Source organism: Aneurinibacillus aneurinilyticus ATCC 12856 (assembly GCF_000466385.1).
Classification (GTDB): domain Bacteria; phylum Bacillota; class Bacilli; order Aneurinibacillales; family Aneurinibacillaceae; genus Aneurinibacillus; species Aneurinibacillus aneurinilyticus.
In genome coordinates, this window is sequence record NZ_KE952897.1 from 1 (window position 1) to 19,047 (window position 19,047).

The following is a 19,047-nucleotide window of genomic DNA, read 5'->3' on the forward strand; positions in this document are numbered from 1 at the left end:
TACACCTTCCCGCAACGCTCCTTCTGTTTCCCTGAAAACGGGAAGTACTTGCATCCGCCGCAATATAGTTCCTTATTCTTTTTGGGCTTCACATGTGGGAGCTGCGGAAACAAATCACCGATTATTTCTTTTGACTCCATGAATGACCACCACCTATGACCACTGCTCCATTTGAGAAATTCGATTGGTTACTTTACGCTTGATGCGCCGTTTTCTCGTCCGCTCTGCAATACGTTGTAGAATCTGTAGCTGTATTTTCTTTGTATCGACTACTACAACCACTGGAACTTTTCTGGTGGGCTTAGGTGGCGTATAGACTTCCGCCTCCCGCGGCTTGAGAAAGTCATCCAACACATCCATAACCGGCCTTCCGCTGAAGTACAATGTACCGCTATTAACCATTTCCATGCGCTCCGCCCCATTTCATATAATCTGAGAGATATCTTTCGACTAGACGAATCGACCGCTTTATTTCCAAGGTATTCCGATTTGAAAATTTTGCCCGAAGATATAGGCTTTCCAACGTATTCTCAAGGGTTTTAATAATGGTCATGCTGTCTCGCCTTCTATCTCCCTGTCTACAAAGAGCAGATAGTCTATATTCGCCCGCAGAGTTACCGGGACTTCTGGACAGTGTTCCAGGAATTCGTTGTATGCGATACTCTTCCGCCCGCCTTCCTTGGCCCGTTTCCGACATTTCTGAATGAACGAGAATGGAACATAGAAGATGGTTCCTTTCTTTTCAAATCTGATCAGGACAAAACATAAGGCACCGTGTTTTTCTGCTGTCTCGAAGTGTTCCAACTGGTGCACCTCTATGTTCGCAAGCGGAAAACTTGTCTCGCTTTGCGTATTCTTTGCTTCAAAGTAGAGCGCCTTACCGCGATATATTCCGTCATAATCGACCGTGCTTTTCTTTTCAAAGACTCCGCTTAGTACACGATTCCCTTGTGTTTTTAATGCTTTGATTGGCGTAGGGCGTTTATGTATCAGCGCTACCTCACCGTTTTTATATTGCAAATTAGTTGAGTCTATCAGGTCTTCAAATGCTTGCCCGGATGCTTCTGGACGCCGTTTATAAAATCGTCTAGCCATGTTGTTCCTCCAGCAATCCCATATTCTCGTAAACATTTCCGATAATCTTAAGGTTGAAGTAGGATGGATCGGCAATTACATTGGAGTAAGGAATTGCATTTCCAAAAACATTTTTTCTAAGCTCCCGTAATGCAAAACGATATCTATCCCAAACAACTTCTGCCTTATATGGCAATGTCATTTCCGTCAACATACTTTGAACAATGAGGATATCCCCCTCATAGATGTTTTGATTATCTGTATCCTTGATGCCGGTATATTGCATGAAATATGCGTCAACATCTTCCCAATTAGGAGCAGCAAATACATCACCGTCATATTGAAAATGTTGTAACGCTAATCCTTTACGATTTGCGGCTATATCATGCAAAAGCATCTGATATTGACCTTTAGGATAAATTTGATTGGGATAAACCATTACGTTTCTTTCTTTATCCCAAGCACGATACATGTGTTCCCGCATGTTTCCGCCTCCCTTACGCTGTTTGTTTCCGCTTTTGTTTTCTAGCTCGAATATCTGCTAACATCTGATCAATCTCTTGGTTTGCTCTCCGTTGTCTCTCTTCTGCTGCCTCACAGTAGCAAGGTTGAGATGAAACCCCATAGCTCACAACGTTTTGTACAATCCCTTTACCGCCGCATATCTTGCACATTTACTATTTCCCCTCTCTCCGCCAGTTCCGGCCTCGTACCTCTACTGACTTTACAAATGGTTCAATCCGCTCCATAATCCGTTGTGCTTTGATTTTCCCTGCTGATGTTGGTTCATCCGGTACATTCTCCATATGCTGTTGTAACGCCCGAATTGGAAGGTTTGATGTGTAGATGGTAGGGAGTACTTCCATTCGTTCCTGAAGAATCCGGCCTAATACGCTATCCCGTGTCCATTTGGTCAGCGCTTCCGCTCCGATATCATCCAGAATGAGCACCGATACCGTTTTGAAGGCCTGTAGCTTTTCATCCAGTGTTTTCTCTCGGATGGAGTCCTTCATTTCTTCCAAAAAGTCCGGGACATATACCATCAACACATCAACGCCACGCCTTGCCAGCTCTCCAGCCATCGCCCCAGCTATTTTGCTTTTCCCGCGCCCCATTCCGCCGTAAAGGTACATCCCGCGAGTGGTTTTCCCTTTCTCGAAGTCGGCGCAGAATTTCATTGCTTGCATGATGGCTGGCTTTCGTTCTGTATCACTATCAGCCACAAGTTCATCGAACGTGCTATTGAGAATATGCGGCTTGATATGGTGACTCTTAACCATCCGTTGAAGCTCCGCTTGCCTCATTTGCCCAATCTTCAGCTCGCAAGGTTCACACTTGAGCGCTGGACTGTCTGCGGCTGGTTGCAATGCGTATCCTGGCATCAGATTCATGCAGCGGTCGAGTCCCGGGCACTTTTGGCAGTTCTCATATTCCCGTGTGTATTGATGCAGGTCTGCCACGGGGAACGGGTCAATTTGTCCGTTGCTTGGTTTCGGATATTTTTTTCGAAGCTCTATCACTGCCGGATGTTGTTCGATTTGATTTTGAATCTGCTGAAATCGTTCAAACATATTGGCTCGCTTTCCGACGGGTAAATGCTTGATAGCTGTTGCAATATGGTTCATGTTTCCTTCCCGCCTTTCATCTGTTCAAGTAGGCGCTTCATTTCTTCATCCATCTGCGGGTCCGCTTGAGCTGGTTCTGTGGTAACGGCCGCTTCCCGTTCGACTGGCGGATCGTCTATAACAAACTGTTCAAGTTCTTCTCTTGCCTTGGCTCGTGCTGTTCTTTCGTTATGGAGCTGCTGAATGGCTTTTGCACAGTAAGCAAGGGAGCGAATCTCATTCCAATCGTTATCCTGGCTCTTTTTCTTGTTTTCGAAGGTCGTATCAATGCCGTCTAGAATGGTTTGTAACGGTATGCCTGACTTGATGAGCTGCACAGCTGTTTGATAGTCCTTGTCGTTCATGTACTTGCCGCGTAGCGATACATACTTTTCTTCAATCCTCCCTAACCAATCAGGCAGTGATATTTCTTCCTGTGCAGTACCAGGAACGGAAGTCGGCATCCCGTCACTTTCTGTATTGGGTTGAGAAGATGATTCGCGCGTATTCCCACTCTCTATCAATCTATCTTCTAAAATCTCTGTAGTAATCTCTGTATTTGTCCCCCGTTTCAACGTAGGAGGGTGGTCCGTTTCAATGTAGGACCCTCCTACGTTAGAACGTAATAGGTGGTGCGTTGATGGATACGTGATTTTTTTGAGTTCGTCTACATTAATATCAATGAACAAGACGTTGTTTAATTTTCCGGCATCTGTATCGACCGTTCGGAATTCTCGGTTGATAATGTTCTTCTCATTTTCCAGAAAATCCATTGCCTCTTTTGCTTGGCGCTTCGAGATTCCAAATTGTTCAGCGAGACTAGCATAGGAACGTTGTAATTTGTCTTTGCTGAATTTTTTCTTGAACTCGATAGACTCGCCTGTTGTCTCATCCCTGATTTCGGTTGGGCGATACCAGTACACAAGTTCTGATAGAATGAGAATGGCGTTTACATGCGGTTTTCCGTTCGCAAACCGAAGTTCTTTAAACCAGTTCGCCGGTATGATATTCCCAGTCCAATTCATACGCCCTATTTGCTCTACTGTTTTGCTCACGTTCTCATCCCCTATTCAGGCCAATCTTGTTGTGCTGAAGCTTTCATAATTGCCATTCTCTCTTCTACTGGCTTTTGAAAAAACGCTGCCGTTTCTTTTGCTACCTGCAAAAACTCTTCTTTGGTTATTTGATCCCGGCAGAATTCATGAAAGGTATCCCAAATACTGTCCGAACAATAGGCTTCTGGATTTTCCGACATATATTGGTACACATCCTCATGTGAAGCATTCGGGTGACTTTGTGTGTATTTTTCTTCTATTTCCCTCCAGTTATCTGCTGGAAGACCAAGACTGTCATGAATGACCCAAAATAAGTGGTCTATGGATTCTGTAGCAAACATCGAAAATTCCCCGAATAACTTTTGCATAGCCATTTCTTTTTGCTTGAGGTCAAACGCTATCCCCATTAATCGAAAGATGACATCATCTTGCATTTTTCTACTCCCTTTCTATGGGGCAGGAGCGGCATGGCCGCCCCCGCCGTATCATTTAAAACTTTAGTTGTTCATCAAAATAGTCGAGTATCGTTTGGCAATCTGCGCATGTCCAACCCTTAGGCTCTGGCTTACCAAGTACCAGTTCCCCTGCCTTTCGGATTTCCTGCCCTACTTTGTCTTCTGCATATCCGGCAACGATGGCGGACGTCTTGATTCGATTCATCATGTCTAGGAAGTAGCGTTTGCGTGCTACATCGTCCATCTGTGGCGGTTCTTCTTGTGACATGATTTCCGGTTCCGTCTGCAAAGGCGTATCATCCACGCGGTAGCTCTTTGTATGTGGCATTTCCTCTTTCGGAATGCTCATTTCTTCTTGTGTAACAAGGCCGGAGATGCCGAACTGACGTTTTAAAACGAATACTTCGGCAACCTTTTGAATCATGGCAGAGGGATACTTTTTCCATACATCACTGTTCTTTTTGTACTCTTCGAATTCAACAAAGCAGACGGCGGGACGGCGGGTTTTATGGTAAGCAGCCGCCCACGCACCGATGATTTTTCCTCGTTTGGCTCCAAATTTGTGTATGACCGCATCGGTCTGGGCGTCGATTTCGAATATATCTCCCTCTCGAACAACAAAGGATTTTAAGCCTTCAAAGTTATCGTTTTGCTGTGCGATTTTTAAGTATCCATCCCGGCTAGTCATGATGATAGGAGAATCCTGGCTGTTTCCGTATTTGATGAACCATATTTCTTTTAGGAAAGGATCTAAGCTGTAACGCTGGCACAAATGGATGAACATCTGAAATTCATCATTCGTTGCACCTTTGGCCACTGTGTTTTTAATCACCTGAAGCTTTGTTTCATCGAATTGAAGTGTAGGTACCGATGGCTGATTTACTAACGATAGATTTCTTTCTGGAACGGCCATATGTCATGCCTCCTTATTGAATTTGAAAGCCGCCCTGTGCTATAATTGGACTAACGATATTTTTTGAGCGACTTTTTTGAAACGACCTGTTCCCGCAGGTCGTTTTTTATTTCTCTTCCATTACCGGACCTTCTGAACACGCTGGTTCGAAGAAAAGCGGCTCTCCACTGTCGCCGTAGCAACCGTGAAGGCATTCGCATTGAACGCAGTGCTCAAAGGCGAGATTATGATAATCAGCGATTGGGCAAGTGTAGCCGATGTACATCTTTTCATTCACTTTCCTCACCCTCTTCCGTTTCTTCGATTTCATCAATATCAAAGTCTTGAACTTCTGCTTGTTTGCATTCCTCCAGCCAATCGATATGTGTTTCCAGTAAATCATTTTGCATTTCTGCTGGTAATGCATCGAAATCCGTTTCGCTCATCGGCAACTCAACTGAGTAATCAACTCTTAAATAAGCAGTGCCTATTACCGTGATTTTTTTCATGTAACCCTCCCCTTTCATATTGGTTTAGCGAACCGACGCCCCTACCTCTACGTCGGAACTGTAGCTCCTATGGCTACGCCGTATGTATTCGCTTGATGAAAGTAAGGGGAAGTACGTATGCGACACGAAAGATGGAGTTTTTCCCTCCCTTCCCCTATGGTGGCCGTTACCGGATTCGAACCAGCATATCTGGATTAAAAGTCCAGCGCTTTTCCCTTAAGCTATCTGGCCAGAAAGCCGAGACAGGACCGCATTGTACTGCCTCGTAAGTAGTAGTAAGTACGCTGGTAGTGAGGTTGTTCCATGACTAGCGCATAAAGCATCACCACCTTTCACGTTTAGACTTGCAATTATTTAAGTTTTCCTATATGATTACTTACAACCAATGGTTACGCCGTTTGAGAGTCCCCACTCCAGGCGGCTATTTTTGTGTAAAAATACGATGCTTCGTGATATTCTTTCATTGCTAACTTGTGACCTGACCAAACAATTTTGCTTATTTCGTATTCCCCAGCATCTTCATACTGCTTTGACAGTTCCAATAATCGTTTTGCATCTCGTTTGGCTATTTCCATTACCTCAAGAATCTTTTCTAATCGACTCATTTTCTTCGTCCCTCCTGAATTTGCGATTGTTCCTGCTCAAGTTTTATCCTGTTCAAAGTCAATCGTTGTTGATAGGCCTCTTTTTGTTCATCATTCATGAAGCTCATATCATAAGCTGCCGTGCGTTCTAATACTTCTTGTTCACGCATATTCCAGCTCATTTCAACACTCTCCCCGGTAATGAAATAACATCTGTGCTCCATCGTTCAGTTGTTTCAACATAGGCTTTTAGACGACCATAATCATTCCAAGCCTCTTGTGCTTTTTCGAGGTGATATTGTGCTGCACCCTGTGCATACGGGCTATCGTCATTTTCGTACTTGCTGAATTCTCCTTGATGCCATTCTGCACGTTCCTTGAGTAGTTCCATTTGTTCGTTCATGCTGTTACAGCTCCTTTCGTCCGTCTAATCAGTTCATCCAGTCGTGGCATCGTAAGTCCGTCTGCAAGCGATTCCTGTATCCAGGTACGCATGACTTCTGGAATATCAAAGCCGAATTCGCGTTCAGCCGAGTACAACACGGTTTTTACGGCCGGAATCAAATCAACAATCTCTTTCTTTTCAGGCATAAGGTTGATGAAAGAAAAGGCTTGTCCTGGTCGTCGTGAGTTGTAATTTTCTATCGAAGCATCAACCGACTCCATAGCGTGCATAAGCTGCTCTTTTAAGTTGATAAGCGCATCAATGTATCGTTGATTCAACTCCGGTGTAATCGGTGGTAAGGCCATCGGTGTCACATCGTACATATAGAGAGCCATTTCTCTTCCTTCGTGCCAGCCAGTTAATGTACACCAGCGTAAAACTATTTCTAAATCCGGGGCACACAAGCAATTTTCAATGTGGCTCATTCTCTTTTGACTGATGCCTAATGCTCTACCGAGTGCTGATTGCTTCTGATAATCCGGTACATGGCTGTTTTCGCGGAAATAACGCAGATACAAGCCGATTTGTTCTTTGCTATATAGCCTGTTCGCCATATGTTCGCCTCTCCTTTATTCTGTTTTTTGCATTACTATTTGTTTATCAGCGGTTGATTTCGCTTTCCGCCTTGGTAGACAGGGGAGTTCACTTACTAAGACAACAATAAAAATCTGAATAGTCAGATATAACAGTGCGGATAAGCAGGCAGTGCGTTCTTTTGGTGAGATAAACCGCGCAGTATAATAATACATCGACCATACGTTCCTATAGTGTTCACTGCATCCTTTTGTGCCTTGCTTACTACGCTATTTGAGTAGTAAAACCCAGCATCAAGAAGCATCTACCAGTTATATAAATGATTTTGTTGTTATATAATTTTTTTAAGCACTTTTTGTACGCGATTCGTGACATTCATCTTCAAAAAAAAGAGTCCATTTAACTTTTAAAATTTTAGCCAACCTTTTAGCTACTGGAACACTAGGTCTTCGCTTCCCTTGTTCATACATGGCATATGTCGTCCTAGCTATCTTAGCAAGTTTTGCGATTTTTTCTTGAGTTAATTTTAGGGACTTTCTTTTATCAACCATCCATTTTCGCATATGTTCTACCCCCTTTCGTTGTCACGCTTCGTGTAACTATTATTATAATAATACATATTAAGCGTACAAGCAACCTTTTTTTACACTAATTGTGACATTTCTTTTATGTCACTTATTGTGTAGTTATAATGATACAGGGGAGGTGTCGTTAATGTTAGGGAAAATGCTGAAAGAACAAAGAACAAAAAGAAAAATTCGGCAAGAAGATGTAGCAAAACAAATAGGAATCGCTCGAACCACGTATGCTATGTACGAACAAGGCAAAAGAGAACCTGATAATGAAACACTACAAAAACTTGCTGATTTTTTTAAAGTTTCTATAGACTACCTTCTCGGAAGAACAAAAGATCCGAATAGAATAGTAAGCCAAGAAACAAAAGAACTTTTAAATAATATAGAGCTTTCTGATGAAGAAATTATGGAGAAGTTTAAATTTACTATTGATGGGAGAGAACTTCCAGAAGATAAAATAAAGACTTTTATTGAATTTGTAAGAGCTGAATGGAGAGCAAGAAAGGGCGACAATTCATAAAAAAGAGCCACCCCTTTGATTAAGGAGCTGGCTCTTCTTTTTTATTAAAGGGGTCAAGCCAGGATTATGCGGATATACAACGATAAGATAATAAAAGCTGTCATATCAAGACTTTCAGCGAATGTCTCAATAAGGTCTAATCTATTGAGACAAACCTGATTTTACGTGTTTTATAGGTTTATACTGTCTCATAAGACTTATCTCAAAATGCTTATCGTTGTTAAATATCAAATTTTCATTAAAAAAAGAAGCTTAACGTTGTAAATCCGCATTTTCGGGACGCTACCCCTTAAATACAAGAGAGAAATCAATTTCAAATTCTTGGATGAAATTCTCAATATCAATTTCGCACTTTTCTTTTTCCTCTGCCATATATCCAAATCCCCTTTTCTATATAGCTCCATCGTTAATCCAACTATATACCCCTATCACCTTCCCGATGACTGTTGCTTCAGTCGTAAATATCGAACGCTCTGTTTTAACTTCTGATTCTAATAGCATCTGTTTACCGTCTTTATACAGTCTACGAACCATCTTCCGCCCATACAAGGACACTAAAGCTATTTCTCCATTTGCTACATTCCCAGGGCGTACCAGGACTGTATCCCCCTTCTTGATTTGTGATTTTATCATTCCATCATCTTCTATAACAAAGTATAAAACCTTCCCACTGTCGTTCGCAAAAAATGCACCACTGTTTTCTTGTGTATCGGTCAATTCGATAGTACGCGCTGTTGAAGGGTTTCGTTTGATAAGCCCTTTCTTTTCTAAACGCGCAAGATGGCCATGAACCGTGCTGCTTGACATTAATCCAACCGCATCCCCAATTTCTCTAATGGCGGGAGGGTACCCCTTTTCGTTTTGGTATCTCTTGATGAAATCAATAATAGCTTGCTGTCTAGCGCTTAATTCCCCCATCCTTCTTCCCTCTCTTTATCTATATATCCAAATCATTCTTTTTGAGAACAAACGTTCCTGTTTTAACTATATTGTAATACCGTACCTTTACAAAAGCAATAAAAAACAACAATCCTCATACTTTTATCTTGTATAATTGGAATGATAATGACCCCATGCCCCCGGAGGTGCTTATGGCTTTAGTGCCCGGACGATGCCTGCTCGGGTACTGGCTAAAACGGGCAAAAATGTCACAAACAGAACTTGCAAGACGAATTGGTTTTTCCCCGCAAGTCATTAACGATTATGTTCATAACAGAAGAACGATGAATCTTGCGGTTGCTGCAACGATATCAGCTATTCTTAATTGCACAATCGAAGAATTGTATAAGTGGAATACTGTCCCGTTTTCAGAGTTGAAGAGCAGGCAAAATGATGAGTAGAGTTTTTTCTCTACTCCGGGCCACTTTTACACATATTAGTGTAAAAAATTCATCCCTACTTAATTTATTACTCTCCTTTTCTGCACCTTTTGATGTATGTACCAAGCTGCTCCTTTTGCCGCACGTAGATCGCCCTTTGCTCTTTTTGATTAAAGAATAGGCGAAAAAATGTAAGAGATTCAATAGTAATAATTACATTATTTTAGAGAGAAGTTTTTGCTCAAGGGACAAATGAGAAAGTTAAGCGAAGAAAACTAAGAAAGGGGGAAATTCAATGATTATACTTGTAATTATTTTAATTTTAGCCGTTCTGTTTCCGAAAGGAATTAAAAATCTAATTTCATTGGCGCTTATTTCTATTTTCGCTTTATTTTTGTGGGAAATAGCTTGGTGGGGAAAAGTGATTGATGTTTTAATAATGATTTCTATAGTATCTGCATTTATATATGGGATCGTTCAAGCAATAAAAGAAGGAAAAGAAGAACAATCGAATAAATCTCCCTCTAAATCGTTACACAAAAAACAAATGTAAGTTATTATGATAAACCCCACTAATACGGTAACGTAAAATTTAAATAAGGTAAGGAGAATCTGCATGAAAAAAATTATGGCTTTACTCATCACACTAGGGCTAGTAGCAGCTCCCCTATCCGCTTCTGCTCATCCCGGCCGCACCGACGCAAATGGAGGACACACATGCCGGACAAACTGTGCTAAATGGGGATTAAAAGACGGGGAATATCACTATCATAACGGAGGCAGCACAAAAACAACGTCTACCCCTACTACAAAAGCAACGCAACCAACTCCCGCAAAGTCGACTACAACTAAGCCAGCTCAAAAGCTTCCTGGTACTTTAAAAGTTACGGTCACTAAACTTGTAGATGGGGATACATTTAAAGCAAAGGTAAATGGCAAAGAAGAAAGCATTCGTTTAATCGGTGTTGATACTCCTGAGACTGTCCATCCAAACAAACCCGTACAGCCATACGGCCCAGAAGCCTCTGCTTACACCAAGAAGCGTCTCAATGGACAAACAGTAACTTTAGAGTTTGATGTTCAACAGCGCGACAAATACGGGCGTCTGCTGGCGTATGTATGGTTAGGCAACGCTAAGAATCCAAAAGCTGAGATGCTAAATCAAACACTTGTAAAAGAAGGCTATGCCCAAGTTGCAACGTTCCCGCCGAACGTAAAATATACAGATAGCTTTGTAAAGCTTCAGAAGCAAGCAAGAGATGCCAAGAAAGGGCTTTGGGCTGAAAAGTAAAGAGGAAGCTCCCTGGTTATCCAACTAGGGAGTTTTTTTCTATCAAAGGATAACTGTGGCAAACATCCATTCTCTGTGCTAGAATTGTGACAACAACAAAAAACGACAGCAAAAAACCCCACTCTGAGTTTGGCGACCTGATTGGGGCTTTGCGAAAGGAGATATATCGCTCTGAAAAAAAGATACCTTTTCAGGGCCTTCTTCAGTGCGCTCTTTTTCATATCGTTACCGCTATTGTACGATACCGCACCTCCTTTTGCAAGACTTGTGCTGAAATTGAGAGGAGAAAAAGTCATGGCAAAGAACAAAAAACCTACTAACAAAAATACATACGTTCGTGTAAACAAACGGGAGAATCCTTTTGTACAAATTGATAAGCATTGTTTTGAAGATGAAAACCTCAGTTGGAGAGGTAAAGGGGTTTTAGGGTACCTATTATCCCGGCCAGATGACTGGACAATCTGCAAGGAAGATTTAATCAACCGTAGCCCTGACGGAAAGACCGTAGTCGAGGGAGCTCTTACCGATCTTATGGAAGCTGGTTATGTCTATTACTATGCAGAACGCAATGAAAAGGGACAAATTGAACAGTGGGTATATGAAGTATATGAAAATCCAGATCTGAACCCATATCGTGAAGAATGTCAGGCAAAGGCGAAAGCAGCGAAAGAAAAAGTTAAAGCTCGGAACAAAAGAAAGAACGATAAACGCCTTCAAAAAGAGGGTTTTCAGCCAGAAACGGATAATCCGAAAATGGCTAAATCTGTGGATAATGTGGATAAAAAACCAGAAACGGATAATCCAATTCTGGTTGAAAAAGAGCCAGAAACGGATAATCCGGCGGTGGATAATCCAGTTCTGGATTATCCGCTCTATACTAATAATGAATTTACTAATAAAGATGATGATGAAGATATTAAATTAAAAGAGATTATAAAAAGAGATTTAACAAGCTATGAAAAAAAAGTAGTTTGGTACGCAAAAGAATATCATGTTCCTATCGAAGAAGTAGGAGCAATTATTATTCTCTTAGGTGGACAGCAGTACCGTTATGATGCCCTTGAATCTGCATTTCAAGAAACTATTGCACGTAAACATTCAGGGAAAATAGACTACTTACCTGCATACTTTGCAAAGACACTTAAACAAAAAGAAAATCAGTTGAGAGAGGAATTTGAACAATCCGCCCGTTTGGCTAAAGTTGCCCATAACAAATCTCTTACGGACACGCAAACAAAGTATCCATTTTTCAATTGGCTCGATAATGAAACCGAGTAATACATAAAACAGGGCGACAGGGCCACAGAATCGCCCCGCCCTACCCTTTTAGAAAAAAACAAATAGAGTTTTATATAAAACGAAAAAGCCCCTTTACAGGAGCTTTCTGAGCGTATTATATAGAACACGGTCCGATTAGTCATCGTCATCGAAAAATCCGTCCAAGGCTCCAGAATGATAATCGCTTATCTGGAACGCCTCTGGAGGGCTAGTTTCTTCGTCATGTTCTTTTTTCTTTTTCGATGGTTCTGTAACTACATCTACAGGTTTACTAGGTTGGGTGATCATTTGATAAACCCATTGGCCAAGTGCTTGTCGGGTGTGTTGATTGTTAATCCAGCGCTGCTGTTCTTCAGTCAACGTACCTGGAAGCGGAAATGAAACTACATCTTTTTTTTCTGCTTTCTTTTTGTAAATGGCTTCAATGAAAAGAGAGGTGACTTTGCTGTTAAAGCTACTACCTTCTTTTTCTTTCATTTCGTTCAGATATTCGATTATATCTTCAGGTGTGTCCTTTGGCAGCCGAAATGGAATCGTCTGCCCGGGTTTTATTAATCTTGCCATGGTATCACCTGTTTCTTATTCAACTTTGATGCTATTTTCAACGTCGATACCTTTGCGTTTGACGTAGATACGGAGTAATTTGAAATATGCACGAGCTATCATCCAAACGCTATCCTTTTTTCCTACAAAGCGTAGCGGGAAGTTTTTATCTTGTTCATTTAGTTTTTCCATATATTCTTTTAGAATAAGCGCTCCGCCACCGATTTGATAAGATAAACGGATACTCGGAACTTTTGCCCACATGTTTTTGATTAAACTATATTCTTTTCGAGCTAATTTCATTAGTTCTTCATCTACAAACTTTTTAATTGGAGTTTTAGTTCCTATAACATAAATATGGTTTTTATCTTCTGAGTCATCAGTGATAATGTTAACCAGTTCCCGACGGCTTTTAAATCGGTACCCATATTCGCTATATACACGACGGATAATTTCATCAAGATAAGGGGAAACCCCTTCCTTGATACCGTCAGAGTGATCATTGTCAATATTTCCAGACTCATCAATAATAGCCAAGTCAGTAGATAAACCGCCAATATCGTTAATTAAAAATGTTACTTTTGTTAACTCTTCATTCTTGATAGAACCGTCATCATTGGTAGTTAAATCAAACATAGCAGCATGCCCTTCTGTGTTCACAAGAGCATCCACAATTTTAATACGGACAGTTTTCCCGCCAACATAAGGCGTATCCCTGAATTTTACCTCATGAGTAGATTTGATAAGTTTTTCCTTAAATGTACGTTTCTTTTTCTTTTTCACTTCTTCCAAAGGAAGGCCGGTGCTGATTACATATGTAGCATCAATAATGCCGTCTTTTTCTTCAAAATGTTGTACTCCGTCAAATGCTAGAGCGGTTAAAAAGACAATTAAGGTTTGGTCATTCTCCGATTTGTTTTTGTCCGCTGTCAATTCATCACTATCTTGATTTCTTGCAGCCAACTTTCCAACGACGTAAATGCCCCTCCCCTGCTCTAATGCTGAAGAGGTAACTTCTACATGCAAACCATCTAAAACTTTTTTCTCCAGTTCTACAATATCCCTGGTTTCATTTGCCTTTGCAATTACATTCGGGATATATACCTCGTTCTCTTTATTAAGACCGCTAAATAGGCACTTAAACCCGTCGTTTCCAGCATCAATAGCCGCCATTCTCGCTTTCATCTTCCTTGCCCCTTTCCCTAAATTAATCATCTTAACTTTGATTGTACACTTTTTGTATACACTGTCAATTGAATGTATACTTTTTGTGTACTTTTTTACGCGCAAGGTTTATCTCGAATGAAATAAGGCCATACTTGGTAATAAAGAAAGAGGTGAGCGGAATGAAATGTAGAGAATGCGGTGGCCGCTGCACCGCCAAAATATATAAGAAGAACTATGGGAAATGCCAGAAATGCTATAAGGTAGAAAAGAAGATTGTAAAACAAATAGAGCAGCGTTGGTTTATGGTAAGTAAGTAATTTCACCTTGTGAATTGACAGGGGTTACCCAGTAATGTTTATTTTTATTAAATTGTTTTTGTACTGACATAATAAATTCAGGACTATCCAAAGCGTATTGTATAATCATTGACGCCAGTGTGGCTGGAGGGAAATCACATGATGTAGAAAGTTTTTTTAGTTTAAGATCGTATGCGTTTGATAATGATATAGCTCTCCTTACACATCTCTTCCCGCCCATGCATCGTCCTTCTCCTGCCAAAATCATCGCCCCCCATATATTTTGAAAGTGATCCAGTGATCGATGGATTCAGTAGATCATATGCAGGGGAGGGGAGGCAATATGACAGCTTGTTTTATTTGCCCCTGAACTAATTACCGGGCAGGCCGAATATGGCAAAAGGGAATCGGTACCGGATTGCCCGCTTACGCAAAGAAGACAAAGAGAAGGGCGGAAGTACTTCTTTATGTCAGGTTCCCGTTCCTTTCCTGGTGGCCCTATGAAACTATGTAAACATGCCCGCCGCTTTCCCGGTTGATAGAATATGGCTCTATTAATCTATTGGTATTGCCTGGTCTGTTTCCGGGTAACGTAGATAGTTTAATTATTGAATCGAAAAAAGTATCTATTTATAATTTTACAATGTAGGTAAAATAATGCAGACAGGGAGGGAACATCATGTATGAAATGGGAATTGTTCGCAAAATCGATAATCTAGGTAGAATCGTATTCCCAATTGAGGTAAGAAATAAACTAGGAATACAAATTGGGGATAGTCTAGAAATCTTTGTAGACGGCGAACAAATTGTTTTTAAAAAGTACGCACCTGGATGTTTGTTCTGTAATTCTATTTCAAGAATTGTTGAGTATGAGGGTAAAAAAATTTGCGATTCCTGCTTGAGAGAGCTGAAGCATATATAAAAGAAGCCCCACTGCTAAAAATAGGTTAGTGGGGCATCACTCTTATTCTTTGTATAAAATGAATATCTGGTCAGGTTCTGGCTCTCTTGCTAGGAGTTTATCCCCGATTACCTCAAAATCTAATAAACCACTATGTATGTTCTTTGTTATCTCTTCAGGTAATTGAATCCTTCCGTTCTCATCAAGTTGTATAATGTACTTTCGTGTTTCTGTCATTTTGCTTCCCTCACTTCCATTTCGAATTTGCACATACCACAAACCATTACTTTTTCAAATTCTATATATGCAGCTTCAGGGTGAAGAACTCGGAAAGCTTCCAGTTTTGACTCAGAGAATAATCGTTTATTTTTGTCGAGGTACATAGGTAGGCTTATACTATCTGTTGCCTTACAAACGTAACATTTCATTCTTTGATCTCCTTTCTATATCCTATTTTTTACCATTCGATATAAATGAGTAAAATCCTTCCAATAGCGAAAAAACTCGTCCCACTAAGCACCAATAGAAACGAAAAATAAGGTTTACTATGGGGATAGATATAGGAATCATAAAGGGGAATCGGATTATGGATACAAAACGGGGTATCATGATTACCCCTCATGATTACTTACCTTGTTTCCCTTTTGTGATTCCTCTCTACAGACGGCAAATCCCTTGATATGCCTATGTTTTTCTTGACTAATTTTTCTATTGTATTTACCCGAAAACAACCCTGAGTTAATTTAGTGGTTAAACTGACTTATTTTTATGGGAATGACCCGTCCATTTTTTACTTCTGAATTTATTGCTAAAAAACGATAAAAGGTTGTTTGCTTTTAAGGAATTGAATTATGCTAAAGAGAAGATAAATCGCTTTGTAGAGGAGTGATGTGCATGGATTTTAATAGAGAGTATTACCTTAAATATTTCCGTGAAAAAAATCAAGAATTGGACAGTCTATATCAGTATTTTTTTGGTTATGTTGAGGGGCTTCTTGAATTTGAACATGTATCTGCTGAAGAAGGGATTATGAGAATACGTGAATTAGTGGCTGCTGTTAATGAATTTGAGCAGGAGAAGAAGAAAGAACGAGAAGAGGAAACGAAGCAATTGGGACAGGGAAAATGATTTATAGAATGTAAAAAAGCCCCGCCATCCATAAGGACAGCGGGGCATTGTTATTTATTCCTTATGAGGAATAAAAACAGGAATATTTTATACTGATTTTGACAAATCGGTTGCAAAATTTCAGGTTTTTTAGTGAGATGGTTGCAGAGATGATTCGTCAAGAGTTTGTTATTATCTCTTTCCTTTTGTAAAAATAACTTCCCTTGTTGCTTGCTTCCATTCCAAGTTATATCCAAGTACCTGGGCGATCTCTCTTGCTTGCGCATAGCCTATCTCACCAATAATGATAGTGGTATCCAGCGTCCCTTTTCCCAGTGTAGCCTTTCCATTGCAGAAGCCTACCGCTACTCCTGCGGCGTTTCCCATGGCCCGTACAGGCAAATAGGAAAGGTTGTCCCGGATAATGCCGGGTGCATCCAACCTTGCCCCGTTCACGACGATACGGCAAGTAGGTTTCTTGCTGTCTGTCACCGTTCCGACCGATGTACCAGGTCTGGAAACCGTAACGGTTTTCTCAAGCAGTGCTTTTGTAGCTGGTCCGCATATGCCATCGATGGCAAGTGGCGGGTTGTTTGCTTTCTGAAATGCTCGGAGGGCTTCCTCTGTCTTCCGACCGAAAATACCGTCCGCAGCTCCTACTGAAAAGCCAAGCTTATTCAACTTCTCTTGTAGGGATTTTACGTCATCACCCCGGCTATTCAAGCGCAGGGTAGTGGAGGATGGTGGTGTGCCGCTGGATGTTGAAGCTTGGTCAAAACGATAGAGCTTGTATTTCTCAATCATCGAGATAAGATTTGCCGCGTATTTTGGGTCCGTCGCATACCCGTCCTGTTGCACTTTTTGGCAGGCCCTCTTATAGTCCTTTTCCCCGATCAGGTTCTTGTACCGGGAAAGGCGTAAAAAAAGAGCAGAGTGATCGGCTATCGACTCTGCCCAGGTATTGTATTTACGGAAGGCTGCATTTATTTTTATTTTTTGACCTCGTTCCCATTCATACGTCGGCATGGTAATGCTTCCGGCCGGTCCCTGCCCCTTGATGCCGAATAGGTTCTTTCCCTTTGTAGCAAGTCCAGAATTTCCCCAGTTCGATTCTAGGCACGCCTGGGCAACCGTCAGCGAGGCAAGAATGCCGGTTCGTTTCATATCCGCCTGAGCAGCTCGTCCAATTGTTTCGATAAATTCGTTTTGTGTCATAGTTTAGGCCCCTTTATCTTCGTCATTTAACATGTCTGTTTTCCGTTTAATGCGTTCCCTAGCTCTAGCCACTTTGTGATCGAGTTCATCTGATACCCGAACCATTGCCCACTCAGGTACCCATTTGTCCCATCCTGCACGAATGACATTGGCCGTCATGCTTTTCCAGATATGTTGACCGAAAGCAACGGTCAAAAAACCAAAAGCAACGCCTGGCATACTGAGGATTACGTCAATGAGGTGACCGACAGCGGGCATAAGAAGTAAAAAGGCAGTTCGGAATCCGCCAGCAATACCGTACTCACTGGCGTAAGAGCCGTCGATTTTTGAAGCGCGATACCCGCCAATCCAATCCATGACAATAACTAAGGTGTACAATATCATGGCGACATAGCGGGTTATCCCCTCCCCATATAAGAAGTGAAAGACTGGAATAAAAGTGCTCCCCGCCATGCCGAATAGCGGGAAGGCCACTGAGTTATTTCTCATATGCACTTGTCCTTTCTCTCTACTAGAAAAATAAAAGGGAGCCATGACAGCTCCCAAAATAAAAACGCCTCTCCATGTGTAGGAAAGACGTCTATGCAGCCTCTGTAACCAGGTGACCGCAGCCAAGTAATTCTAATTGTCTTTTGACTTCTACTTTCAACGTAGCTGGAACATCAATGTAACTGATTTCCTCATCGATAATGAATGTTACATAAATTACTGCAATACGCGGAAACATCGTATCACCCCCTTTCAAAATAAAAAGAGCGACCGATAAGAAGAGACGAGCGAGTTTATTCCTCATCTTCTTTCAGTAGCTCCTTTACTTTGTCTTGGATGCTTTCTGGAACATCAGTGACTTTAATATCACCGTCTTTTATGGCATTTACATAGACCTTTGCAACCGACATTATTGTCCTCCCTTTATAACCTCAAGTGCTTCGTACAGCTCCATAATGGCGAATCCGTTGTCTTTGTTACGTTGTTTTTCACGAGCGAGGTCTTGTTCAAGTTGTTGTATGATGGCATCCTTTTGTGCGTTGCTAATTTTCAAGGCAGCTAAATCTTGCCCCATATTAACTAACGGTGCTTTTTCTTCCTCGCGCTCTTTCTCGATTTGCGATAGCGGCTTCTCGTTAATCAAAATCAATCGAACGCACCTCCGAATCCATTGACAATGACCTGACTGGTCGCTGTACCCTTTTCAAATACAAACCGAATGTCCACGCCCCATTTATTCGCTGTCTTTTCCGTATTCGTAAAGAGAAAGCCACGGTTAAATCGAACATGGTTCGTGATATCTTCCCATGTAGGGGAGGCATCAAAGGCATTGTTACATGCCTCAACTTTCATTGTCGCCCCATTTGGTACCACCGCATCCAGGGTGACAAGAATCCGCTTGGCTGCTATATCCGTGACAAATGGATTCTTTAGTTTGAACTCGAGCTTGGTTTCCTGACGGACAAACGTATAGGTACGTACCGCTGTCATGCCTTTACTGTCGGTCGCCTCGATGGATAGAGTATGCTGCGTCGCTGGTTGCAGTCGTATCCACATATCATGAGGAATGGTAATGGTGTTTTCCTGTCCGGCTACGCCTGTAAAGGAGCGTATGACCTTACCATTGATTTTCTCGGTAACGGTAAAGGCATCCCCTTCCAGTTCGGTCACGGTATATGCTTTGGACGGCATTGC

34 protein-coding genes and 1 tRNA gene are annotated in these 19,047 nt (G+C 41.5%); 7 read left to right on the forward strand and 28 right to left on the reverse strand.

Going from position 1 to position 19,047, the window contains the following annotated elements:
- Nucleotides 1–153: 153 nt before the first annotated feature.
- The 16 genes from HMPREF0083_RS22885 to HMPREF0083_RS22940 all read right to left on the reverse strand — a co-directional run bounded on the left by HMPREF0083_RS22885 (nt 154) and on the right by HMPREF0083_RS22940 (nt 7,715).
- Entirely contained in the window at nt 154–408 is a 255-nt protein-coding gene (locus tag HMPREF0083_RS22885; RefSeq protein WP_021624254.1) for a hypothetical protein, read from the reverse strand.
- Nucleotides 409–549: 141 nt separating this feature from the next.
- On the reverse strand, nt 550–1,095 hold the full coding sequence (locus HMPREF0083_RS22890) for a Holliday junction resolvase RecU (RefSeq protein ID WP_021624256.1): 546 nt from the start codon (nt 1,093–1,095) through the stop codon (nt 550–552).
- The gene (locus HMPREF0083_RS22895) at nt 1,088–1,558 is read right to left on the reverse strand and encodes a YopX family protein (protein WP_021624257.1); all 471 of its coding nucleotides are present in this window, start codon (nt 1,556–1,558) and stop codon (nt 1,088–1,090) included. Before HMPREF0083_RS22895 ends, HMPREF0083_RS22890 begins: the two co-directional genes overlap by 8 nt.
- A gap of 13 nt (nt 1,559–1,571) precedes the next feature.
- Complete coding sequence (locus tag HMPREF0083_RS28470; RefSeq protein WP_021624258.1) at nt 1,572–1,748, reverse strand: hypothetical protein; 177 nt, start codon at nt 1,746–1,748, stop codon at nt 1,572–1,574.
- Nucleotides 1,749–1,751: 3 nt separating this feature from the next.
- Nucleotides 1,752–2,699, reverse strand: a complete 948-nt coding sequence (gene dnaI / locus HMPREF0083_RS22900) for a primosomal protein DnaI (protein ID WP_021624259.1) — start codon at nt 2,697–2,699, stop codon at nt 1,752–1,754.
- Nucleotides 2,696–3,733, reverse strand: coding sequence for a hypothetical protein (locus tag HMPREF0083_RS26705; RefSeq protein WP_051354773.1), 1,038 nt, complete (start codon nt 3,731–3,733; stop codon nt 2,696–2,698). Before HMPREF0083_RS26705 ends, dnaI begins: the two co-directional genes overlap by 4 nt.
- An 11-nt stretch (nt 3,734–3,744) precedes the next feature.
- Nucleotides 3,745–4,167, reverse strand: coding sequence for a hypothetical protein (locus HMPREF0083_RS22910; protein ID WP_021624261.1), 423 nt, complete (start codon nt 4,165–4,167; stop codon nt 3,745–3,747).
- Between the two features lie 55 nt (nt 4,168–4,222).
- Nucleotides 4,223–5,101, reverse strand: a complete 879-nt coding sequence (gene bet, locus HMPREF0083_RS22915; RefSeq protein WP_021624262.1) for a phage recombination protein Bet — start codon at nt 5,099–5,101, stop codon at nt 4,223–4,225.
- 120 nt (nt 5,102–5,221) lie between these two features.
- Nucleotides 5,222–5,374 (reverse strand): hypothetical protein, encoded by a 153-nt coding sequence (locus HMPREF0083_RS28475; RefSeq protein ID WP_155847250.1) that lies wholly within the window; start codon nt 5,372–5,374, stop codon nt 5,222–5,224.
- A complete protein-coding gene (locus tag HMPREF0083_RS22920) occupies nt 5,371–5,589 on the reverse strand; it encodes a hypothetical protein (RefSeq protein WP_040304618.1) in 219 nt (72 codons plus the stop codon). Before HMPREF0083_RS22920 ends, HMPREF0083_RS28475 begins: the two co-directional genes overlap by 4 nt.
- 157 nt (nt 5,590–5,746) lie before the next feature.
- Nucleotides 5,747–5,820: transfer RNA gene (locus HMPREF0083_RS28480), tRNA-Lys, on the reverse strand.
- Nucleotides 5,821–5,978: 158 nt separating this feature from the next.
- Complete coding sequence (locus HMPREF0083_RS22925) at nt 5,979–6,194, reverse strand: hypothetical protein (protein ID WP_021624266.1); 216 nt, start codon at nt 6,192–6,194, stop codon at nt 5,979–5,981.
- Nucleotides 6,191–6,355, reverse strand: a complete 165-nt coding sequence (locus tag HMPREF0083_RS28485) for a hypothetical protein (protein ID WP_021624267.1) — start codon at nt 6,353–6,355, stop codon at nt 6,191–6,193. Before HMPREF0083_RS28485 ends, HMPREF0083_RS22925 begins: the two co-directional genes overlap by 4 nt.
- Entirely contained in the window at nt 6,352–6,576 is a 225-nt protein-coding gene (locus HMPREF0083_RS22930) for a hypothetical protein (RefSeq protein WP_021624268.1), read from the reverse strand. Before HMPREF0083_RS22930 ends, HMPREF0083_RS28485 begins: the two co-directional genes overlap by 4 nt.
- Nucleotides 6,573–7,172 carry a helix-turn-helix domain-containing protein gene (locus tag HMPREF0083_RS22935; protein WP_021624269.1) on the reverse strand — a complete coding sequence of 200 codons (600 nt, stop codon included), beginning with the start codon at nt 7,170–7,172 and terminating at the stop codon, nt 6,573–6,575. The genes HMPREF0083_RS22930 and HMPREF0083_RS22935 overlap by 4 nt, the downstream gene beginning before the upstream one ends.
- A 324-nt stretch (nt 7,173–7,496) precedes the next feature.
- On the reverse strand, nt 7,497–7,715 hold the full coding sequence (locus tag HMPREF0083_RS22940; protein WP_021624270.1) for a helix-turn-helix transcriptional regulator: 219 nt from the start codon (nt 7,713–7,715) through the stop codon (nt 7,497–7,499).
- A 151-nt stretch (nt 7,716–7,866) separates the two neighbouring features.
- On the opposite strand from HMPREF0083_RS22940, the gene HMPREF0083_RS22945 reads away from it, so the two are divergent.
- Entirely contained in the window at nt 7,867–8,247 is a 381-nt protein-coding gene (locus tag HMPREF0083_RS22945) for a helix-turn-helix domain-containing protein (RefSeq protein WP_021624271.1), read from the forward strand.
- A 390-nt stretch (nt 8,248–8,637) separates the two neighbouring features.
- On the opposite strand, the gene HMPREF0083_RS22950 is transcribed toward HMPREF0083_RS22945, so the two are convergent.
- Nucleotides 8,638–9,165 (reverse strand): LexA family protein, encoded by a 528-nt coding sequence (locus HMPREF0083_RS22950; protein ID WP_021624272.1) that lies wholly within the window; start codon nt 9,163–9,165, stop codon nt 8,638–8,640.
- A 173-nt stretch (nt 9,166–9,338) separates the two neighbouring features.
- On the opposite strand from HMPREF0083_RS22950, the gene HMPREF0083_RS22955 reads away from it, so the two are divergent.
- From HMPREF0083_RS22955 to HMPREF0083_RS26710, 4 genes are all read left to right on the forward strand, one after another.
- Nucleotides 9,339–9,587 (forward strand): helix-turn-helix transcriptional regulator, encoded by a 249-nt coding sequence (locus HMPREF0083_RS22955; RefSeq protein WP_040304619.1) that lies wholly within the window; start codon nt 9,339–9,341, stop codon nt 9,585–9,587.
- Between the two features lie 274 nt (nt 9,588–9,861).
- Nucleotides 9,862–10,119, forward strand: coding sequence for a hypothetical protein (locus HMPREF0083_RS22960; RefSeq protein ID WP_021624274.1), 258 nt, complete (start codon nt 9,862–9,864; stop codon nt 10,117–10,119).
- 63 nt (nt 10,120–10,182) lie between these two features.
- Nucleotides 10,183–10,857, forward strand: coding sequence for a thermonuclease family protein (locus HMPREF0083_RS22965; protein WP_021624275.1), 675 nt, complete (start codon nt 10,183–10,185; stop codon nt 10,855–10,857).
- Between the two features lie 294 nt (nt 10,858–11,151).
- Nucleotides 11,152–12,135 carry a hypothetical protein gene (locus tag HMPREF0083_RS26710; protein WP_051354774.1) on the forward strand — a complete coding sequence of 328 codons (984 nt, stop codon included), beginning with the start codon at nt 11,152–11,154 and terminating at the stop codon, nt 12,133–12,135.
- A 135-nt stretch (nt 12,136–12,270) separates the two neighbouring features.
- Here HMPREF0083_RS26710 and HMPREF0083_RS22975 read toward each other — a convergent pair whose 3' ends face one another.
- From HMPREF0083_RS22975 to HMPREF0083_RS22985, 3 genes are all read right to left on the reverse strand, one after another.
- Nucleotides 12,271–12,699 (reverse strand): hypothetical protein, encoded by a 429-nt coding sequence (locus HMPREF0083_RS22975; protein WP_021624277.1) that lies wholly within the window; start codon nt 12,697–12,699, stop codon nt 12,271–12,273.
- 15 nt (nt 12,700–12,714) lie between these two features.
- Nucleotides 12,715–13,863 (reverse strand): ParM/StbA family protein, encoded by a 1,149-nt coding sequence (locus HMPREF0083_RS22980; protein WP_040304621.1) that lies wholly within the window; start codon nt 13,861–13,863, stop codon nt 12,715–12,717.
- A 282-nt stretch (nt 13,864–14,145) separates the two neighbouring features.
- Entirely contained in the window at nt 14,146–14,403 is a 258-nt protein-coding gene (locus HMPREF0083_RS22985) for a hypothetical protein (protein WP_148316054.1), read from the reverse strand.
- A gap of 417 nt (nt 14,404–14,820) precedes the next feature.
- Between HMPREF0083_RS22985 and HMPREF0083_RS22990 the strand changes: the two genes are divergently transcribed.
- Nucleotides 14,821–15,063 (forward strand): AbrB/MazE/SpoVT family DNA-binding domain-containing protein, encoded by a 243-nt coding sequence (locus HMPREF0083_RS22990; protein ID WP_021624281.1) that lies wholly within the window; start codon nt 14,821–14,823, stop codon nt 15,061–15,063.
- Nucleotides 15,064–15,105: 42 nt separating this feature from the next.
- On the opposite strand, the gene HMPREF0083_RS28490 is transcribed toward HMPREF0083_RS22990, so the two are convergent.
- The gene (locus HMPREF0083_RS28490; RefSeq protein WP_021624282.1) at nt 15,106–15,279 is read right to left on the reverse strand and encodes a hypothetical protein; all 174 of its coding nucleotides are present in this window, start codon (nt 15,277–15,279) and stop codon (nt 15,106–15,108) included.
- Nucleotides 15,276–15,470, reverse strand: a complete 195-nt coding sequence (locus HMPREF0083_RS22995; RefSeq protein ID WP_021624283.1) for a hypothetical protein — start codon at nt 15,468–15,470, stop codon at nt 15,276–15,278. The genes HMPREF0083_RS28490 and HMPREF0083_RS22995 overlap by 4 nt, the downstream gene beginning before the upstream one ends.
- Nucleotides 15,471–15,936: 466 nt before the next feature.
- On the opposite strand from HMPREF0083_RS22995, the gene HMPREF0083_RS23000 reads away from it, so the two are divergent.
- Nucleotides 15,937–16,170, forward strand: a complete 234-nt coding sequence (locus HMPREF0083_RS23000) for a hypothetical protein (protein WP_021624285.1) — start codon at nt 15,937–15,939, stop codon at nt 16,168–16,170.
- Nucleotides 16,171–16,341: 171 nt separating this feature from the next.
- On the opposite strand, the gene HMPREF0083_RS26715 is transcribed toward HMPREF0083_RS23000, so the two are convergent.
- From HMPREF0083_RS26715 to HMPREF0083_RS29540, 6 genes are all read right to left on the reverse strand, one after another.
- Nucleotides 16,342–17,364: a glucosaminidase domain-containing protein gene (locus HMPREF0083_RS26715; protein ID WP_021624286.1), complete on the reverse strand. Its 1,023-nt coding sequence runs from the start codon at nt 17,362–17,364 to the stop codon at nt 16,342–16,344.
- 3 nt (nt 17,365–17,367) lie between these two features.
- Nucleotides 17,368–17,853, reverse strand: coding sequence for a phage holin family protein (locus HMPREF0083_RS23010; RefSeq protein ID WP_167331602.1), 486 nt, complete (start codon nt 17,851–17,853; stop codon nt 17,368–17,370).
- Nucleotides 17,854–17,944: 91 nt separating this feature from the next.
- Nucleotides 17,945–18,157: a hypothetical protein gene (locus HMPREF0083_RS28495; protein WP_021624288.1), complete on the reverse strand. Its 213-nt coding sequence runs from the start codon at nt 18,155–18,157 to the stop codon at nt 17,945–17,947.
- Nucleotides 18,147–18,263 carry a CD1375 family protein gene (locus HMPREF0083_RS29870; RefSeq protein ID WP_262360702.1) on the reverse strand — a complete coding sequence of 39 codons (117 nt, stop codon included), beginning with the start codon at nt 18,261–18,263 and terminating at the stop codon, nt 18,147–18,149. The genes HMPREF0083_RS28495 and HMPREF0083_RS29870 overlap by 11 nt, the downstream gene beginning before the upstream one ends.
- Entirely contained in the window at nt 18,263–18,502 is a 240-nt protein-coding gene (locus HMPREF0083_RS26720; RefSeq protein WP_021624289.1) for a hypothetical protein, read from the reverse strand. Before HMPREF0083_RS26720 ends, HMPREF0083_RS29870 begins: the two co-directional genes overlap by 1 nt.
- Nucleotides 18,499–19,047 (reverse strand): hypothetical protein (locus tag HMPREF0083_RS29540; protein WP_021624290.1); only part of this gene is annotated, 549 nt, incomplete at its 5' end. The genes HMPREF0083_RS26720 and HMPREF0083_RS29540, both read right to left, overlap by 4 nt.

Bases quoted from the DNA above. Each gene is read 5' to 3' on its own strand.
- HMPREF0083_RS22945 (WP_021624271.1), top strand. From the start codon at position 7,867: ATGTTAGGGAAAATGCTGAAAGAACAAAGAACAAAAAGAAAAATTCGG.
- HMPREF0083_RS22885 (WP_021624254.1), bottom strand. From the start codon at position 408: ATGGAAATGGTTAATAGCGGTACATTGTACTTCAGCGGAAGGCCGGTT.
- HMPREF0083_RS28475 (WP_155847250.1), bottom strand. From the start codon at position 5,374: ATGAAAAGATGTACATCGGCTACACTTGCCCAATCGCTGATTATCATA.
- HMPREF0083_RS28495 (WP_021624288.1), bottom strand. From the start codon at position 18,157: ATGAGGAATAAACTCGCTCGTCTCTTCTTATCGGTCGCTCTTTTTATT.
- dnaI (WP_021624259.1), bottom strand. From the start codon at position 2,699: ATGAACCATATTGCAACAGCTATCAAGCATTTACCCGTCGGAAAGCGA.
- HMPREF0083_RS22995 (WP_021624283.1), bottom strand. From the start codon at position 15,470: ATGAAATGTTACGTTTGTAAGGCAACAGATAGTATAAGCCTACCTATG.
- HMPREF0083_RS22890 (WP_021624256.1), bottom strand. From the start codon at position 1,095: ATGGCTAGACGATTTTATAAACGGCGTCCAGAAGCATCCGGGCAAGCA.
- HMPREF0083_RS28490 (WP_021624282.1), bottom strand. From the start codon at position 15,279: ATGACAGAAACACGAAAGTACATTATACAACTTGATGAGAACGGAAGG.
- bet (WP_021624262.1), bottom strand. From the start codon at position 5,101: ATGGCCGTTCCAGAAAGAAATCTATCGTTAGTAAATCAGCCATCGGTA.
- HMPREF0083_RS22990 (WP_021624281.1), top strand. From the start codon at position 14,821: ATGTATGAAATGGGAATTGTTCGCAAAATCGATAATCTAGGTAGAATC.
- HMPREF0083_RS22920 (WP_040304618.1), bottom strand. From the start codon at position 5,589: ATGAAAAAAATCACGGTAATAGGCACTGCTTATTTAAGAGTTGATTAC.
- HMPREF0083_RS22940 (WP_021624270.1), bottom strand. From the start codon at position 7,715: ATGCGAAAATGGATGGTTGATAAAAGAAAGTCCCTAAAATTAACTCAA.
- HMPREF0083_RS22925 (WP_021624266.1), bottom strand. From the start codon at position 6,194: ATGAGTCGATTAGAAAAGATTCTTGAGGTAATGGAAATAGCCAAACGA.
- HMPREF0083_RS26715 (WP_021624286.1), bottom strand. From the start codon at position 17,364: ATGACACAAAACGAATTTATCGAAACAATTGGACGAGCTGCTCAGGCG.
- HMPREF0083_RS22930 (WP_021624268.1), bottom strand. From the start codon at position 6,576: ATGAACGAACAAATGGAACTACTCAAGGAACGTGCAGAATGGCATCAA.
- HMPREF0083_RS22975 (WP_021624277.1), bottom strand. From the start codon at position 12,699: ATGGCAAGATTAATAAAACCCGGGCAGACGATTCCATTTCGGCTGCCA.
- HMPREF0083_RS26710 (WP_051354774.1), top strand. From the start codon at position 11,152: ATGGCAAAGAACAAAAAACCTACTAACAAAAATACATACGTTCGTGTA.
- HMPREF0083_RS22910 (WP_021624261.1), bottom strand. From the start codon at position 4,167: ATGCAAGATGATGTCATCTTTCGATTAATGGGGATAGCGTTTGACCTC.
- HMPREF0083_RS28485 (WP_021624267.1), bottom strand. From the start codon at position 6,355: ATGAGCTGGAATATGCGTGAACAAGAAGTATTAGAACGCACGGCAGCT.
- HMPREF0083_RS28470 (WP_021624258.1), bottom strand. From the start codon at position 1,748: ATGTGCAAGATATGCGGCGGTAAAGGGATTGTACAAAACGTTGTGAGC.
- HMPREF0083_RS22980 (WP_040304621.1), bottom strand. From the start codon at position 13,863: ATGAAAGCGAGAATGGCGGCTATTGATGCTGGAAACGACGGGTTTAAG.
- HMPREF0083_RS22955 (WP_040304619.1), top strand. From the start codon at position 9,339: ATGGCTTTAGTGCCCGGACGATGCCTGCTCGGGTACTGGCTAAAACGG.
- HMPREF0083_RS22965 (WP_021624275.1), top strand. From the start codon at position 10,183: ATGAAAAAAATTATGGCTTTACTCATCACACTAGGGCTAGTAGCAGCT.
- HMPREF0083_RS22960 (WP_021624274.1), top strand. From the start codon at position 9,862: ATGATTATACTTGTAATTATTTTAATTTTAGCCGTTCTGTTTCCGAAA.
- HMPREF0083_RS22895 (WP_021624257.1), bottom strand. From the start codon at position 1,558: ATGCGGGAACACATGTATCGTGCTTGGGATAAAGAAAGAAACGTAATG.
- HMPREF0083_RS22950 (WP_021624272.1), bottom strand. From the start codon at position 9,165: ATGGGGGAATTAAGCGCTAGACAGCAAGCTATTATTGATTTCATCAAG.
- HMPREF0083_RS23000 (WP_021624285.1), top strand. From the start codon at position 15,937: ATGGATTTTAATAGAGAGTATTACCTTAAATATTTCCGTGAAAAAAAT.
- HMPREF0083_RS22935 (WP_021624269.1), bottom strand. From the start codon at position 7,172: ATGGCGAACAGGCTATATAGCAAAGAACAAATCGGCTTGTATCTGCGT.
- HMPREF0083_RS29870 (WP_262360702.1), bottom strand. From the start codon at position 18,263: ATGTCGGTTGCAAAGGTCTATGTAAATGCCATAAAAGACGGTGATATT.
- HMPREF0083_RS23010 (WP_167331602.1), bottom strand. From the start codon at position 17,853: ATGAGAAATAACTCAGTGGCCTTCCCGCTATTCGGCATGGCGGGGAGC.